The following is a 16,441-nucleotide window of genomic DNA, read 5'->3' as shown; positions in this document are numbered from 1 at the left end:
ATGTATTATTAAATATTTTCATGGATCAATCTTCTCAAGAATAAATTTTAATACATACGTCGTAAATAACTAAAATCACATTGAAAAATCTAAGAGATGGCCATCTGCATACAGAATAGTTCTTTGAGAGAACATGGTTTAAAAGTACCCCATTTATATGAATAGAAAAGAATTTCTCTCCTTACTCCTTCTCTCAGCAGTTGCTCCAAAATCTGTTGCAAACTATGACAGTAAAGATCAGGGTCCAAAGTCTAAGTCCCCATCTAAAGAGATGAATTACATTCTATTCAATCTGTATGAGTCTCCTCCTCGGTGGCTATTTGATCTTCCACTAAGGCCCCTAGATAATTCTCATTTCAAGCCCTCTCCAATGATTGGGACAGAATTTATAGACGGCAAGGTCATTTACAAAACAATTAAATTTCATAATTTTAATATGCCTTCTTTTTTAGAAAATAAAATACCTACAGCTAGTGAAGCCTCGGTAAAGATCTCAGAAGTCTTTCAAAATGCTCTTATTATTCGCGGCTGTAATATGAATAAAGATGGACATGATACAAACTCAAAAATTTTAGAGTCATCAAGTGAAGGAAAAATTAGTTTTGGTGGAAAAATATCTGAATTAAGCAAAAGACCAAGGTAGCTCACATATAAAATTTCATAGGCCAATACAGTCAGAACCAAAGGCAGCACTGCTCTTTGATACGGTTAAGAATTACCACCAGACTAATCCTTCCGGAAGTTTTGTTTATAGAGATATTGAAAACAATTTTATAAATACAAGAGTGAATAATTTAGACCAACTCGGACTAGAAATTAGTAAAACAAGAGACTTCTACGCATGTGCCACAACTAGGTATTTTAATTTTTTGACAGGTAGAGATATTCCTATTAGTTCACTAAGTAGTCTGGAGGAGAAAGACCTCAAAAACTTTATGAATCAACAAATATCTTTATTTCAAAAAGAGCAAGATTTACAGAAGCTCATAATGCGTATAATTTCATCTAAATGGTTTTAAAGTAATAATTGGATATAGTCATGATAAGAGCTAAGAGAGTTTACCTACTCTCATCAATAGTATTTTTAATTACAGCAATATTTTCAATTGGATTTCTTCATCCCGATGAACAATACTACACTCTTGATTTCGCATTTTTTAAATTAGGAATTCTTGATCACTTACAAACTTGGGAGCTAGACACTAAGATTAGACCTTGGACTCTCCCCTACTTATATGTTCTGCTGCTGGCACCTTTTAAATTTGCTGGAATTGAAAATCCATTTACATTAGCATTAATTGCAAGAGTTCTCTCCTCTGCAATATCCTTATTTACTCTTGTAAAATTTGTCAGTGTGTTTAAAGAAAAATTATCTCACGACCAAGGTAAATTGTTCACTTTATTTACACTATTTTTTTGGCCTATCGTCTTCATGAGTGCAAGGACCTCATCAGATAATATTTCAACATGCTTTTTAATACTCGGAATTTCAATAACCTTAAAAGAATTAACAAAGAAGAATCTTCTGCTCGGAGGACTTCTTCTAGGTATTGCCTTCTCGCTTAGACATCAAACAGGAATACTATCTCTTGCTTTTGGCCTATGGATATTATTTGCCAAAAAGATGTGTCCTATTACTTGGATTAAATTCTTTGCTTCAACTATTTTGATAGGTGTACTTTCTGGAATTGCACTTGATAGCTTAGGTTATGGAAGCTTTACACTTACTCCTCTTAATTACCTAAATGAAAATTTAATAAAGGATAAGATCAGCTCTTTTGGAGTGAGTCCATGGTGGGGATACTTCTCTCTAATTCTAAAGAATCTAAATATTTTTGGTCTTATACTCATTGCTTCAACTTTAGTGTACATAAGAAAATTTCCAAAGCGCCTTGAGTCTGTACTCGTTCTAACTTTCTTTATATTTCATAGCATGATTGGTCATAAAGAGTTGAGATTCATTTATCCTCTTCTATGGATTTCAACATTTATGCTCTTTAAACTCATTGATTTTCCAAAGTATAAGAAAAGCTTCAATATTCTCTTTTCTCTATCTTTAATTGGAACTTTAATAATTAGTTTTAAACCGGCCTATACGCCACTGAAGTTTTATAAATTCTTGTATCATTATCAAAAAGAAGAAAGGTTAAATCTTTATACTTTTAAAGATAGAAAGGGGAATTACCCAGAGCTAGAAATGCAAGTCTATAAGAGAAGTAATCTAGAACTTCTAAAAAGTGAGATTGGTCCTAGTAGTAACTTCTATACATTCACTACCAAATTCAGTGATCTTGAAGTCGTAAACTCTAAATATAATTGTATTCAAGAGTATATCTCTTATCCAAAATGGATCTTAGAGTTTAATCTATTCAACTGGAGAGATCGCTCAAATATTTGGGCACTCTCTAAATGTTCTCAATAATTTTGGTCATTTACCTCTGCGAATAAGAGACTCCACTATGCACTTATTATCCTACTAATAAGTACTTACACGGGAGGATGAAATGATTAATGCTTTAAGGTATACTGAAGACCTAGAGAATGCTGGTTTTACACCAGAACAGGCTAAAGTATCAGTTAAAACTTGGATGGACCTTATGAACGCGAACTTCGCAACCAAACCAGATCTTAAAGAACTTGAATACTCATTAAGTAATGAGATGAAAGATATGGCCTCTCGCTTTGAGAAGAGATGTGATGCAATTGAAACGAAGTTTGACAAGAGATGTGATTCTATTGAAGTGAGGTTTGATAAGAGATGTGATTCTATTGAAGCAAAGTTTGATAAACTAGAGACTAAGCTTGTAACGAAGCTAGGTGGACTAATGATAATTCTCTTTGGAGTCGCTACAACTCTTATCAAATTCTAATTTACAAATATTGAATAACTAGTCTGGAAACACTTTCCAGACTCTAAAGTTATCAACCCCTCTTTTTCAAAGAAATCATTCTTAGAATCCACTCCATCGGCCACCCCACTCCATGGCTCAATACAAATAAAGGGAGCCCCTTCAGGTGCCCAAAAACCTAGATATGGACAATTTTCAAACTCCATGACAACAGAACGGGAGTTTGAAGTATTTTTTAAGCTTACTTTAGTTGAGACAATATCTTTAAAAATTAAAGCATCATGCTTAAAGAGATCTTTTGAGAGAGGCATTCTTCTTCCGTTAAGCATTCTTCTATCTGGAGCTGTGTGAAAATTCACGAGTCCCTTTTCAAGATAAAATGCCCCACCAAATTCTTCTTCTTCAAACTCTATATAATAGTCAGAAGGCTTATCATTCTCATCGAGTGGAATATTAAAGGCAGGGTGAGAGCCTATTGAAAAGAGCATATCTCGGCGATCAACATTTCTCACTTCATAATCTACGAAGAGCTTTGGCCCATAGACTTTAAATTTAACTTCAAGAACAAATTTAAAAGGAAACGACTTTAGAGTGTCGTCATTATACTCAAGTTTAAAGTGCGCCGAATCGGACTCTGCCCTCACCACCTGAAATTCAAGATCTCTCGCAAAACCATGCTGAGTCATTGAGTAATGCTTATTTCCCATTCTATACTTGTCATCAAGAAGTTTTCCAACAATGGGAAAGAGTATAGGTGCCGAACGATTCCACCACTTACCATCAGATTGCCAAAGATATTCTATATTTGACTCTGTATCTAAGAGGCTCTTTAACTCAGCACCATTAGTGCTAATGGTTGCTTGGATGAATTCACTTGAGATTTCGATTAATTCTGACAAAGCTCGCTCCTAAGCTAGGATCAAATTACCATTTTTCATTTTACCAAATTTTCCAACTAGATACCACGTTCTTTTCTAAATAGATTTTTGCCAAAGAGTGTCATTCCCTTTAAGATTAAATAAACAAAAAACAAGGACATTAAATGCACAAGGCTAAGCAACCGAAGCTTCTCGTCGCCCTCATCCCCGTTCTCTTTCTAATCTTTCTCTTAATTGTGAATGTTATTATCTTCAAAGACGACGCCACTGGTGGAGCGAACCAAATTGCCTTACTAACCTCAGCCTTTGTGACAGGACTCATTGGAATTTTTTATTTAAAAGTTACTTATCAACATATCGAAGAGAGAATCATCCAATCAATTACGACCTCTCTCTCGGCCCTAACCATTCTCTTTGTCGTCGGAACTCTAATTGGGATCTGGATTCTCTGTGGAACGGTTCCGGCCATGATCTTCTATGGCCTAAAGCTCATTAGTCCAGCGGTCTTCCTTCCTGTTGCCTGTATCATATGCTCCATTGTCTCACTCGCTACAGGTTCAAGCTGGTCGACAACGGGAACGGTTGGTATTGCACTCATTGGAATCGGGCAAACTCTCGGACTTCCTGCTGGCGCAGTGGCAGGAGCCGTTATCTCAGGCTCTTACTTTGGAGATAAAATGTCTCCTCTTTCAGATACTACAAATCTCGCTCCGGCAATTGCGGGTGTAAACCTCTTCGACCATATTAGACATATGATTTATACAACGGGGCCCGCCATTATTTTGGCCATCATTGGTTTTACTATTTTAGGTTTTACTTATGAAACTCATAGCATGAATACTGAGACTGTTGATCTTATGCTTAAGACTTTAGAGACGAAATTTGACATCTCTATCTGGCTCTTCATACCACCAATCATTGTTTTGGCACTAGTGAGAAAGAAAGTTGCGGCCCTTCCCGCAATTACAATTGGCGTTTTCGCAGGTATTGCTACAGCTCTAATTTTTCAAAGAGATATGATGAGTGAACTTCTTAATGGTGCTACAACTGTTAAGGCCTATTATACACTTATCACAAAAGTAACTTACGAAGGTTTTACAATTGATACTGGAAATACAACGATTAACTCTCTTTTAAATAGAGGTGGAATGAGTGGAATGCTCTCGACAGTTTGGCTCATTTTTTCAGCGATGGTTTTTGGTGGAACTCTCGATGCGACAGGAATGCTTACGAAGATTTCAAGTGCGATTTTAAAAATGGTTCGAGGAACAGGCTCACTCATTGGAGCGACACTTGGAAGTTGTATTGTCTTAAATGCGACGGCCTCAGATCAATACTTAGCAATCGTCGTTCCAGGAAAAATGTTTCAAGATGCCTATGATAAGTACGGCCTCGATCCACGAAACCTTTCACGTGCACTAGAAGATGCAGGGACAGTAACTTCTGTTCTTATTCCTTGGAATAGTGGTGGTGCCTATAATGCCGCGACACTTGGAGTTCCAACTCTAACCTATCTGCCATATTGCTTTTTTAATATTCTCTCACCGATTATTTCTCTATTTCTAGCGACGATGAATTGGACGATTTTAAAGAAGATTGAAGAAGTTGAGCAACCTTAGTTGCTCAACGATGATTTAAATTATTCTAAACGTATACCGGGAATATAGCCCCTATCCACATGGTCTATATTTCCTTTTCTTCCATAATCATCTAAGTAAGTTTCATCAAGAAGCTTAATTCTCGAAAGCTTATTCTCCATGGCTTCCCACATTGAGACCCCTGAGTTTGCCCCATCTTTTAGAATTAACTTAACCAGCTTGCTGATGGAATATCCTCCTCTAACAATTCCTTCATTTAAACTAACGGAATAGGTTTTAAAGGGATTTATTTTCTCTCCTTTAAATCGGAGGTTTGTGATGACGTAACCCTTTTCTGTAAATTTCTTAATATCAAAAGTTATTCCTGAAACATAGAGAGGTAGCCCTGCCTTCATCACAATTCTAAAAAGTGTTTTAACAAGTCCTCCGTGAATTCTTGCAGTATAGACGTTGTAGCCAAACTTCTTATCGAATTCAAAAGTTCTAGGATTTCCATTATATAAGTCTCTTCTGGTAATACTTGCATGGGTTGGATAATTAAGTCCTGACATTGGTTCAACGTGGATTGAGAAGTCTGAACCTGTTTGCTCACGCATAGAATCGTTTATAAAGTGACCCCAAATGTCTTTATTTCCACCCTCAAGAGGAGAATCTAACTCGCTTCTTCCAACAACTTCATCTAGCCACTTCTCTCCATATTCGGCGTAGAGGTCTTCATTTGTTTCTTCAATTTTAGCAAGAATTTCTGGATCTTCATCTGCAATAACTGGAAGGAGCTTATACTTATCAACAGTTACTTCGCCTGTAATATTATCGTAGTTTAAATTTAGCCTTCCAAGAAATCTCCCATGAAACCCCGTCTGAACAATTGGAACTCTCTTATCTAATTTATTTTCAACATAGAGAACTTCTTCTAACGTGTGATGAGAATGTCCTCCAACAATGACATCAACTTCAGGACATTTCTCCGCGAGCTTCTTATCCTTACTAAGACCCATATGTGTTAGAGCAATAATCACATGATTACCTCTTTCTCTAAGCTCTTTCGCGTATTGCTTACAGGTATCATACTCGTTATTAATTCCACCTTCGTTAATACGCCACTTATAAAGAATATCGTTGGTTGTTAAACCCAGTACGCCTATTTTCACTCCATCATATTCAAACTCAGTATATGGTCTAAGCTGTTCGTGAATATTTTGGAAGCGATCTGCGGTAAAGAGATTTGCCCCCAAGAAAGCAAAGCTTGGTTTAACATCTCCAAGAATTGCATCGAGGTCATCTGTTCCCATTAAGTAGTCATGATTTCCAATTGTCACAACATCAAAACCCATCATGTCATGTAGTTCAAAAACTTTTCTTCCTTTATCAGCAAGATAATAAATATTTCCCTCGAGAAAATCCCCCGCATCCATTGTGAGATTGAAAATCCCATCCCTTTGCGCTTTATTCTTTTCAGAATCAATTAGCGTTTTAAGTCTTGCGTAACCACCCTGTTCTTCTAGGTGATCAGTGTGATCTAGCTGGGAATGAATATCATTTGTGTGAAGAATTTGGATCTTTGTAGCTTGTACTGAAAAAGTCATTACAGCAGCTATTACCGACATTAGTAGCTTTTGGGTCATAAATGGCCTCTTTGAAAGTAATTTATAGCCAACTAATCGGTCAATCCCACTACTGACTAGAATTTCTAGGCTCCACGATGAGACAAATGGAGAATTTTTCCTCACCTGTAAGCTATGGCCTCCCACCGAGAATGAGACAAAATGAAGAGTGTTAATATAATTACAATTACTTAGAGTGAATCACTATGGGACGCATCCCAGCATGGCAGGAGGCTTTTGACTCGGTGAGATATTTCATTGCTCTACAGCATCATTTCTTTTATTTATTGCTTCAGAAATAAATAAGAGCTTTTGGGAGAGAGAAAATGCAGACACAAAACCTACACATTAAGCAATTTAAGCACGACATGGCCTCACCGCTGGCCGTAATAAAGACGATGATGACGATGAATGATTCTTGGGAAGCAAATGAAGAAAAGGTTATTTCAATGGCGCTTAAGAGAATGGAGAATATGATTACTTCTCTTGAAAGCAAGGAAGCCCACACTAGTACTTCTCCTTATGAGCTCATCTCTCAGGTATTAAATGAGAAGAGAATTGAATTTAAAAATAAAGATATCAGCTATAAATTAAGCTTCTCTACTAATGCGATAAATTCCCTTTGTCATATTCAAGCGACTGAGTTTAAGCGAGTTATATCTAATCTTTTAAATAATTCCGTTGGAGCAATTGCCGAAAGCGGCTTCATTAAAATTAAAGGCACACTTAAAAATAATAGAATGCTTATCACTATTACTGACAACGGTCATGGGATCGCTTCAAGCGAAGTCTCTAAAGTTCTTGATCTTGGCTTTAGCTCGAAGAACTCAACTGGACTTGGACTCTATCACGCCAAGAAGACAATCAGTAAGTGGAGAGGCAACTTAAGAATAAACTCTATCTTTAATTTAGGGACAAAAGTGTCTCTAATGATCCCCATTAATCCCACGACTCAGGAGCTTTGCGCCTAATCTAAACCCCTTTCACCAAAGGCCCAAGTCTAGATACTTGGGCCAAATCCTTCTATCATTTTTTTTATAAATACCTATCAAAAACATCTATTCATAGCTACAATGGGAACTTAATTTAATTCTCATTTCATAGGTATTCGAAAGATGAAAATCATTGAGCATTTAGATAAAGCAAAGAATAAAGAGCTCCTTTGTAGTTACGAGATTGTTCCTCCTCCAAGAGGTCGCTCTGTGCAAGATATAATTGATATCGTTGAGGCCCTTCAGCCATATAATCCACCGTGGATTGATGTAACTAGCCACGCAGCGGGAGCTTTCTACAATGAGAAGGCCGATGGGTCGATTGAAAGAAAAGTTTTCAAAAAAAGGCCTGGGACAATTGGGATCTGTGGAATTATTCAAAATAGATTCAATATTGATACCTGTGTTCATCTTCTCTCCCTTGGCTTCACTAAAGAAGAAACTGAAGATGCCCTTATTGAGTTAAATTTTCTTGGAATTCATAATGTTCTAGCTCTTAGAGGAGACGCTCCAAATTATAATAAGAAAATTGATAATGGACGTCACACTAATAACTACGCCATTGATCTTGTTAAGCAAATTAATGAAATTAAAAAGGGTGAATATGTTTCTGATATATCAGGAGCAAGACCACTCGATTTCTGTACAGGAGTTGCTGGCTACCCAGAAAAACACTTTGAAGCTCCGAATATGAAATTTGATATTCAAATGCTTAAGGCAAAAGTAGATGCTGGAGCTGAGTATATAACAACACAAATGTTCTTTGATAATGAAAAGTACTTTGCTTTCGTAAAAGAATGTCGAGATGCTGGAATTACTGTTCCAATTATTCCTGGAATAAAAATCATTAAAAATGTAAACCAACTAGCTTCAATTCCAAAACATTTCTATGTTGATTTCCCGAATGAATTTGTAGATGAAGTTATGTCCAACCAGGAACATGTTAAAGATATTGGTCTTGAATGGGCAATTAAGCAATGTCAGGGATTAGCGGACGCAGGTGTTCCATGCCTACATTTTTATATTATGAACGACACGAAATCAGTGATTAAAGTCGTTGAGAAATTTAGATAGGAGCTGAAGTGTTTGAACTTAAGCCTTACAAGCAAGCAGGAAATGATCTACTCGACCTTTTAGAAAAAAGAATTGTTTTTCTCGACGGTGCGATGGGAACAATGATTCAGCAATATAAATTAGAAGAAGAAGACTTTAGAGCTGAACGCTTTAAAGATCACCCTTCTTCTTTAAAAGGTAATAATGATCTTCTCTCTCTTACTCGTCCAGACATAATTGAAGAGGTTCACTACCAATATCTCGAAGCAGGATCTGATATTATTGAAACCAATACTTTCAGTGCAACAAGAATTGGACAAGCTGATTACCATTTAGAAGATCTAGCATATGAAATAAATGTTGAGTCTGCTCGTATTGCAAAGAGAGCTTGCCATAAAATGATGAAAGAAGACCCTTCTAGAAAATGTTTTGTTGCAGGAGCTCTAGGCCCTACTAATAAAACAGCTTCGATGTCACCGGATGTAAATAACCCTGCCTATAGAGCAGTGACTTTCGATGAGCTCGTTGAAAATTACTATCAGCAAGCTAAAGCTCTTCTTGAAGGTGGAGCTGATATTCTTCTTCCAGAAACAACCTTTGATACATTAAATATTAAGTGCGCTATTTTCGCTATCAACAAGCTCTTTAATGAACTCGACTACAGAGTTCCTGTCATGCTTTCTGTGACAATCACTGACGCTTCCGGAAGAACACTCTCAGGACAAACCATTGAAGCCTTCTGGAATTCAGTAAGACATGCAAACCCTTTAAGTGTTGGGATAAATTGCGCTCTTGGAGCAAAAGAGATGAGACCTTATATGGATCGTCTCTCTCAAATCTCTGATTGCTACACAAGTTGTTATCCAAATGCTGGACTTCCTAATCCATTAAGCGACACTGGCTATGACGAGCTTCCTAAAGACACGGCGACATTCTTAGAAGATTATGCCGACTCAGGTTTTTTAAACTTAGTAGGTGGGTGTTGCGGAACAACTCCTGGACACATTAAGGCCATTAGAGAACAAATAGAAAATAAACCTCCAAGAAAGAGACCTCATCTAAAAGAGGTTATGAATCTCTCAGGACTTGAGCCTCTTTATATTGATAGAGAGAGTGAGAATCACCCTTTCTATATGGTTGGAGAAAGAACGAATGTTACCGGCTCTCCGCGCTTTGCAAAACTTATTAAGAATGGTGATTTTGATACCGCTCTTGAAGTAGCAAGACAACAAGTTGAAAATGGTGCCAATATTATTGATATAAATTTTGATGAAGGTCTTCTCGATTCAAAAGCTTGTATGATTAAATTCATGAACCTCGTTGCAGCTGAACCAGAGATTTGCAAAGTCCCTATAATGATTGATAGCTCAAAATGGGAAGTAATCGAAGAGGGTCTCAAATGTATGCAAGGAAAGGGAATTGTTAATTCCATTTCACTTAAAGAAGGCGAAGAGAAATTCATTGAACAGGCAAGACTAATTAAGGCCTATGGTGCCGCAACAGTTGTTATGGCCTTTGATGAAAAAGGACAAGCAGCAGATAAGGCCGATAAAGTTCGCATCTGCCAGAGAGCCTATAAGATATTAACAGAAGTTGTAGACTTTGATCCAAGAGACATTATCTTTGATCCAAATATTCTCACTGTCGCCACAGGAATTGATGAACATAATAACTACGCTGTTGATTTTATAGAAGCAGTTAGAGAAATTAAGGCCACTTGTCCTGGAGTTCTAACAAGCGGTGGAGTTTCAAATGTATCTTTTTCTTTTAGAGGCAATAATCTTGTAAGGGAAGCTATTCATTCGTCTTTCCTTTTTCACGCTGTGAAAGCAGGACTCGACATGGGGATTGTAAATGCCGGAATGCTCGGTGTTTATGAAGATATTGAACCTACACTTTTAGAACTTGTTGAAGATGTTCTTCTAAATAGATCTCCAGAGGCCACTGAGAAATTAGTGGATCACGCTGAGAAAATTAAAGGAACAGGAAAGAAGAAAGATGTAAGAGATGACGAATGGAGACGAGGAACTCTTCAAGAGAGAATGACTCATTCACTTGTTAAAGGAATTACGACTTTTATTGAAGCTGACACTGAAGAAGCGAGAGCTTCGCTAGGTGTTCCTCTCAATGTTATTGAGGGTCCTCTAATGGAGGGAATGAAAGTTGTTGGGGAACTCTTTGGTTCAGGGAAAATGTTCCTTCCTCAGGTTGTAAAATCAGCAAGAGTAATGAAGGCCGCAGTTGCCTATCTTGAACCTTTTATGGAAGAGGAGAGAAGAAATAATGCTAATGCTAGAAAGCAAGGCGTTTTTGTCATTGCCACGGTAAAAGGTGATGTTCACGATATTGGAAAAAATATTGTAGCAGTTGTTCTTGCCTGTAATGGTTATGAAGTCATTGATCTAGGTGTCATGGTAAGCTGCGAAGAAATAATCAAAAAAGCAAAAGAGCACGAAGCGAGCATTATTGGAATGAGTGGTCTGATCACTCCTTCACTTGATGAGATGATTCATAATGTAAAAGAATTTGAGCGTCTTGGTTTCAATTGTCCTATCATGATTGGTGGTGCCACAACAAGTAAGGCCCACAACGCAATTAAGATTGCTCCCCACTATTCAGGGCCAGTGGCGCAAGTTGGAGATGCTTCTTTAGTCGTTGAAATTTGCTCTAAACTTCTAAATCCAGAAACTGTTGGAGCTTATTCCAAAGACTTAAAAGAGCATCAAAGAAAATTAAAAGAAAGGTTTGATCTAGGAAAGCAAGATCAGACAAAGCTTGTAGGGCTTGAACAATCTAGAGAGTGGAAATTTATTTGTGATTGGGAAAAGCAGGAGATTGCGACTCCTTCATTTACGGGAATAAAGAAATACGAAGATATTACTCTTGAGCAACTAGTTCCTTATATTGATTGGTCACCTCTTTTTTGGACATGGCAATTAAAAGGAACTTATCCAAAAATATTAAACAATGATAAATACGGTGAACAAGCAACATCATTATTCAAAGATGCAAAACTCATTTTAGATAAAGTTATTGCTGAGAATAGATTCTCACCTAAGGCCATTGTTTCAATCCATAAAGCGAATTCAATTGGCGATGATGTTGAAATTTATGATGAAGATGGAAAAGTGCTAGAAACTTTTCATTACTTAAGACAGCAAAAAGAAAAGTCTGAGCACAATCCTCATCTCTGTCTTTCAGATTTCATTGCTCCTAAAGAATCTGACAGAATTGACTACCTTGGCAACTTTGTCGTGACAATGGGCTACGAAGTTGAAGAGTTTGCTAATACTTATAAAGACAAAGGCGATGATTATAATTCCATCATGGTTAAGGCCATTGGAGATAGACTTGCAGAAGCCTTTGCTGAATATATGCACAAAGTGATTCGTGACGAATTTGGCTACGGAAAAGAAGAGAGTTTCAGCAATGAGGATCTCATTAAAGAGAAGTATCGTGGGATTAGACCGGCTCCAGGCTACCCTTCTTGTCCAGATCACACAGAGAAGCCCATTATGTGGCATCTACTAAAAGCTGAAGAAGAAATTGGTGTAAGCTTAACTGAAAATTGCGCTATGAATCCTCCTTCATCAGTATCTGGTCAGTACTTCTGTCACCCAGGGGCGAAGTACTTTACCCTAGGTCCAATTGCAAAAGATCAAGTTGAGGACTACTCTAAGAGAAAAGATATGGAGATTTCAAAGGTCGAGAGATGGCTAGCTCCAAATTTAGGATATAACCCAGAGGATTAGTGAATCAAGAGTTAGAAGCGATTATTAATTTTAAAAACTCTGAACAAGACCTCTGGTTTAAATGTATTGAAACGGCCAGAGGAAGTATCCATGCGAGAGACCTGACCGACTGTGAGCTTTCTAAGATCGCAAAAGCGAGCTCTACTCCACAATCCTTTAGCACAATTACCAAGCTCATTTACAGATTTACAAGATCAAACCCAAATGGTCACCAAGCCGTAAATGTGCTTTTTAGCTCTGTAGATAATTCTCAATATTCTCTTTCTGAATGGATTGACGCCATTGAATTCTTTTCTAATTGGCTAGATGAAAGAGAGAGGAAAACTCCTTGGCCTACTCTTCTTGGTTACTTGTCTTGTTGTTCAGAGTCTCCAGAAAACAAAGATATTAAACATAACTTAACTCTACTTTTAAAAGATATGCTCACAACTTATGATTATGAGGGATAATTTACTTCCTATTACAGGTATTGGGAGTCTTCCACATACAAGCATTCAAGAAGCAATCGACTTCTCTTTAAAATTTGATATTCCTTTTCTTCCAGAACTTACTAAATTAGAAGATTCTGAGAAAATTAAAAGTATACATGAGCTTCTCTGCTTTCCTAAATTTATCGAGCAAATTGGCGACACTCAGAAATTTAAAACACAGTCCTTTCATCAACTAGAGAATAATATCAATGAAAATCAAATTCACTTTATAGATGATCCTAAAAAACTCTTTACTGGTAAGAATAAAATTGGACTACACTGCTGCAACAGTATTGAGATTTCTAAATTAGAAAAACTAGAAATTACACATCTCTCTTTTGATGCTCATTTAATAAACAACCCAGATGAATTTCTCTCTTTTCTAATAAAAAAGAAAATCACCCCAGTCATAGGGGTGATTAGTACACATAGAGGAAGAATTGAAATTTGTGAAAATTTTTCTAAATGGAAAACTCCTCTTAGAAATTATGTGATGGACTGTTGGCTAGCTCCTGCTTGTGGATTGGCGGGGTTCACCGAAGAAGATGCCGTGCATGCTCTTGATCTTTTAAGGTCTATTCAACGAGAAATAACTATTTCACACCTATAGACTTGACGCCTGCGCCTCAATAATTTCGCCATACCCAGCGTAACCCCAATAAACGATTTTCATATCCTTAACTCTACCTCTTTCTTTCGTGCTTTTCTGAAGGTCTTTAATTAACTTATCAACTTTTTCTAATTCAATACTCAAAAGCTTTTCTTCAAACTCACTCAAGTAAAGCTTCTTCAAATTAAGTGATGTTCCACTTTCGACTAAAGATACACTTGAACTAAGTATTTCCTTAAGCTCTAGCCTTGTATTCTCTGGGCGATTCACTTCTCTTATCCAATTGGGATTTGTTTCTCTATCTAACGAGTATTTCTTATTTTTATATTGAATAATATTTTTCATAAGAAATTCAGGAAGAATATTATTTATAATGACTTTCTTTAGTCCTGTACTCTCGCTTATTTCTTCTATTGTTCTTCCCTGATCGGCAATTGCTTCTAAAACCATTCTCTCTGTTAATAGTAAATCCATAATGCCCTCCTTACGCTGCAATGGAAAATTCTTGAATTGATATTTCTAATTTTCTCTGTCTTAATTTCCTGCTCATTACTTTTGAGAGATCAAGAACTTCTTGAGCACTGAGTTCTAACTCACACTCCTTCGCTAATAATTCAATATTAGAATTTGAGTTAGTAAGAGCACTTATTCTATCCTTTAAAATTAAGTACTCGGATAGCTTCATATCAATTCCATTCATAAGTCTAAATAAGCGAGTTTTTTGAATTCTCGAATCTTTTGAGAGTTGAATAATTGTTGGTCTCTCAAAAAGGCCCATATACTGACTTAAAATACTCTTTTCACATTTCTTGTAATCATCCATTTTTATCTCCCGTAAGTAGTGATTTCAGCTACATTTAGACTAAGCAAGAGAAGGGCCAATATTATCATTTGCTAAAGTATTGTTTATTCAATAACCTTTAATCTAATGTTCTGATTTAGAAACACTAGGTTCCAAATGTTAAAAGTCGCAAGTGCTAATATTCGATTTGATAATCCAGGAGATAGTCCCAATGACTGGTCAGGTAGAAGAGAACTTCTCTCTCGCTTGATCAACGACTTCACTCCAGATATCCTTGGCACTCAAGAAGGACGAGAGCCTCAACTGAAGAACCTAGAAAGCCTCCTTCCCAATCACAAGCTCATAGATCTAAATAGAGACTGGATTGAAGAAAGAATGTATCCATGTATTTTTGTAAATTCAGAAAAAGTTGATGTTATCGACAGTGGAGATATTTGGCTTAGTCAGACACCTTTTGAAGCTGGATCAAAATCTTTTGAATCGGCCTTTCCAAGGCTCTGTACTTGGATACAAGCAAGAGTCATAGAAACTGGCAAGGATTTCTTCTACGTCAATACACACCTAGATCATGTACTAGGAAAAACGAGAAAGGAACAAATCCAAGTTCTGATTACAGAAATAAAGAAGCTCAACTCCCTTAGCCTTCCCATAATACTAACAGGAGATTTCAACGAATCCCCTAAAGAAAGTGTTAGAGAAGTTATTTCTAAAGAATGGTCCAATCTCTTCGATCCATGGGAGTTTCTAGGAAAAGCGGAAGAGACAAGTTTTCATAAATTTGATGGCACACATGATAACGGCTGTAGAATTGACTGGATTCTTGCAGATAAAATTTTCCAAGCAAGATCAATAGAAATTAGAAAAGATCATGAAGGAGAAATTTATCCTTCAGATCACTTTCCTGTTTTTGCTGAATTTAATTACTAACTGCGACTTCATCACCTAATTGAATATAAGTCTCTGTACCTTTTGCTGTGTACTCTAAAATATCACTTGATGGTTTCCACTTACCTTTTTCACCAATAACAATGACTGTTGATCCACCAAAGAGAAAGTATCCCTTCTCTTCACCGCGCTTAAATGTTGTTAAGTCAGTGCTTTGGATTATTTTCCCAACACAAATTGCCCCAACTTCAACGTAAGCAATTTTTCCAAAGTTTTCAGTTTCCATGACAGTCACTTCTCTTACATTGGTTGAAAAAATATCCTGTTTCTCTCTAAGAGCAATTGGGTTTACAGAATGATAAAGTCCACCAACTCTATAATGGTCTAAGACTTTTCCATTATCAGGAAAGTGATAACGGTGGTAATCAACAGGACATAATCTTGCTAAAAGTAATGGACCATCAGCAAAAGTACTCTCCCACTTTGTATTAGCAAGTAACTCTTTCGCATTTAAGAATTTTCCTTTTACAGGAATTAATTTATCATCAGTGATACTCTCATAACCGAAGTATCTCGCCTCACTAAAACCAGGCATTCTATTTTTTTCAGAGACAAATTTTCTAGCACCTTCTTTAAAGGCCCTAATAAAGAAGCTATTAAAACTTGAATAAGGATCTAGTTCACTTCTACCTTCTTCAGCAACAAACTCAGACATATTAATATTGAAGTTTTTAATGAACCCAGGGACTTTTAATCTGCTAATTGCTAAGCTTTGCAGCTCTCCGTAAATGATACTTATAGGAGCTTTTACCAGTAATCCAGAGAGAAGCTTCCCAATGGCCGACTGGTATAACCATTTTACCCCTCCGTCACCGTAGACTTTCTCAACTTCCACATTTTGAGTACCTCTATTAAAGTATTGAATTTCCAAGGCTTTTCTCCCAGTTG

15 protein-coding genes are annotated in these 16,441 nt (G+C 36.8%); 10 read left to right on the top strand and 5 right to left on the bottom strand.

Annotated features, from left to right (window positions below; genetic code table 11):
• The first annotated feature begins 157 nt into the window (after window positions 1-157).
• From CES88_RS10050 to CES88_RS10040, 3 genes are all read left to right on the top strand, one after another.
• Window positions 158-643 carry a hypothetical protein gene (locus CES88_RS10050; RefSeq protein ID WP_290733936.1) on the top strand — a complete coding sequence of 162 codons (486 nt, stop codon included), beginning with the start codon at window positions 158-160 and terminating at the stop codon, window positions 641-643.
• 396 nt (window positions 644-1,039) lie between these two features.
• Window positions 1,040-2,422 (top strand): hypothetical protein, encoded by a 1,383-nt coding sequence (locus CES88_RS10045; protein WP_290733934.1) that lies wholly within the window; start codon window positions 1,040-1,042, stop codon window positions 2,420-2,422.
• A gap of 82 nt (window positions 2,423-2,504) precedes the next feature.
• Window positions 2,505-2,870: a hypothetical protein gene (locus CES88_RS10040; RefSeq protein WP_290733933.1), complete on the top strand. Its 366-nt coding sequence runs from the start codon at window positions 2,505-2,507 to the stop codon at window positions 2,868-2,870.
• Here the strand turns inward: CES88_RS10040 and CES88_RS10035 are convergent.
• Complete coding sequence (locus CES88_RS10035; RefSeq protein WP_290733931.1) at window positions 2,867-3,748, bottom strand: aldose 1-epimerase family protein; 882 nt, start codon at window positions 3,746-3,748, stop codon at window positions 2,867-2,869. The genes CES88_RS10040 and CES88_RS10035 overlap by 4 nt on opposite strands.
• A 143-nt stretch (window positions 3,749-3,891) precedes the next feature.
• Between CES88_RS10035 and nhaC the strand changes: the two genes are divergently transcribed.
• Complete coding sequence (gene nhaC, locus CES88_RS10030) at window positions 3,892-5,346, top strand: Na+/H+ antiporter NhaC (protein WP_290733929.1); 1,455 nt, start codon at window positions 3,892-3,894, stop codon at window positions 5,344-5,346.
• Between the two features lie 20 nt (window positions 5,347-5,366).
• Here the strand turns inward: nhaC and CES88_RS10025 are convergent, their stop codons facing one another.
• Window positions 5,367-6,950 (bottom strand): bifunctional UDP-sugar hydrolase/5'-nucleotidase, encoded by a 1,584-nt coding sequence (locus CES88_RS10025; protein ID WP_290733927.1) that lies wholly within the window; start codon window positions 6,948-6,950, stop codon window positions 5,367-5,369.
• Window positions 6,951-7,255: 305 nt separating this feature from the next.
• On the opposite strand from CES88_RS10025, the gene CES88_RS10020 reads away from it, so the two are divergent.
• The 5 genes from CES88_RS10020 (at window position 7,256) to CES88_RS10000 (ending at window position 13,806) form a co-directional block, all read left to right on the top strand.
• Window positions 7,256-7,900: a HAMP domain-containing sensor histidine kinase gene (locus tag CES88_RS10020; protein WP_290733925.1), complete on the top strand. Its 645-nt coding sequence runs from the start codon at window positions 7,256-7,258 to the stop codon at window positions 7,898-7,900.
• Between the two features lie 144 nt (window positions 7,901-8,044).
• The gene (locus tag CES88_RS10015; protein WP_290733924.1) at window positions 8,045-8,995 is read left to right on the top strand and encodes a methylenetetrahydrofolate reductase; all 951 of its coding nucleotides are present in this window, start codon (window positions 8,045-8,047) and stop codon (window positions 8,993-8,995) included.
• A gap of 8 nt (window positions 8,996-9,003) precedes the next feature.
• A complete protein-coding gene (gene metH / locus CES88_RS10010) occupies window positions 9,004-12,726 on the top strand; it encodes a methionine synthase (RefSeq protein WP_290733923.1) in 3,723 nt (1,240 codons plus the stop codon).
• A complete protein-coding gene (locus CES88_RS10005; protein ID WP_290733922.1) occupies window positions 12,726-13,175 on the top strand; it encodes a hypothetical protein in 450 nt (149 codons plus the stop codon). The genes metH and CES88_RS10005 overlap by 1 nt, the downstream gene beginning before the upstream one ends.
• The gene (locus CES88_RS10000; protein ID WP_290733920.1) at window positions 13,165-13,806 is read left to right on the top strand and encodes a hypothetical protein; all 642 of its coding nucleotides are present in this window, start codon (window positions 13,165-13,167) and stop codon (window positions 13,804-13,806) included. Before CES88_RS10005 ends, CES88_RS10000 begins: the two co-directional genes overlap by 11 nt.
• Here the strand turns inward: CES88_RS10000 and CES88_RS09995 are convergent.
• A complete protein-coding gene (locus CES88_RS09995; protein WP_290733918.1) occupies window positions 13,801-14,280 on the bottom strand; it encodes a hypothetical protein in 480 nt (159 codons plus the stop codon). The genes CES88_RS10000 and CES88_RS09995 overlap by 6 nt on opposite strands.
• Before the next feature lie 10 nt (window positions 14,281-14,290).
• Window positions 14,291-14,629 (bottom strand): hypothetical protein, encoded by a 339-nt coding sequence (locus CES88_RS09990; RefSeq protein WP_290733916.1) that lies wholly within the window; start codon window positions 14,627-14,629, stop codon window positions 14,291-14,293.
• A gap of 135 nt (window positions 14,630-14,764) precedes the next feature.
• Between CES88_RS09990 and CES88_RS09985 the strand changes: the two genes are divergently transcribed.
• Complete coding sequence (locus CES88_RS09985; RefSeq protein ID WP_290733915.1) at window positions 14,765-15,535, top strand: endonuclease/exonuclease/phosphatase family protein; 771 nt, start codon at window positions 14,765-14,767, stop codon at window positions 15,533-15,535.
• Here the strand turns inward: CES88_RS09985 and CES88_RS09980 are convergent.
• A complete protein-coding gene (locus CES88_RS09980) occupies window positions 15,525-16,424 on the bottom strand; it encodes a phosphatidylserine decarboxylase (RefSeq protein ID WP_290733914.1) in 900 nt (299 codons plus the stop codon). The genes CES88_RS09985 and CES88_RS09980 overlap by 11 nt on opposite strands.
• Window positions 16,425-16,441: the final 17 nt, after the last annotated feature.

This window comes from Halobacteriovorax sp. JY17 (assembly GCF_002753895.1).
Classification (GTDB): Bacteria; Bdellovibrionota; Bacteriovoracia; order Bacteriovoracales; family Bacteriovoracaceae; genus Halobacteriovorax.
This window is presented reverse-complemented; position numbering and strand designations above follow the sequence as displayed.

Coding starts and splice junctions, on each gene's coding strand:
- CES88_RS09995 (WP_290733918.1), bottom strand. CDS start 14,280: ATGGATTTACTATTAACAGAGAGAATGGTTTTAGAAGCAATTGCCGAT.
- CES88_RS10050 (WP_290733936.1), top strand. CDS start 158: ATGAATAGAAAAGAATTTCTCTCCTTACTCCTTCTCTCAGCAGTTGCT.
- CES88_RS10040 (WP_290733933.1), top strand. CDS start 2,505: ATGATTAATGCTTTAAGGTATACTGAAGACCTAGAGAATGCTGGTTTT.
- CES88_RS10020 (WP_290733925.1), top strand. CDS start 7,256: ATGCAGACACAAAACCTACACATTAAGCAATTTAAGCACGACATGGCC.
- nhaC (WP_290733929.1), top strand. CDS start 3,892: ATGCACAAGGCTAAGCAACCGAAGCTTCTCGTCGCCCTCATCCCCGTT.
- CES88_RS10000 (WP_290733920.1), top strand. CDS start 13,165: ATGAGGGATAATTTACTTCCTATTACAGGTATTGGGAGTCTTCCACAT.
- CES88_RS09985 (WP_290733915.1), top strand. CDS start 14,765: ATGTTAAAAGTCGCAAGTGCTAATATTCGATTTGATAATCCAGGAGAT.
- CES88_RS09990 (WP_290733916.1), bottom strand. CDS start 14,629: ATGGATGATTACAAGAAATGTGAAAAGAGTATTTTAAGTCAGTATATG.
- CES88_RS10045 (WP_290733934.1), top strand. CDS start 1,040: ATGATAAGAGCTAAGAGAGTTTACCTACTCTCATCAATAGTATTTTTA.
- CES88_RS10015 (WP_290733924.1), top strand. CDS start 8,045: ATGAAAATCATTGAGCATTTAGATAAAGCAAAGAATAAAGAGCTCCTT.
- CES88_RS10025 (WP_290733927.1), bottom strand. CDS start 6,950: ATGACCCAAAAGCTACTAATGTCGGTAATAGCTGCTGTAATGACTTTT.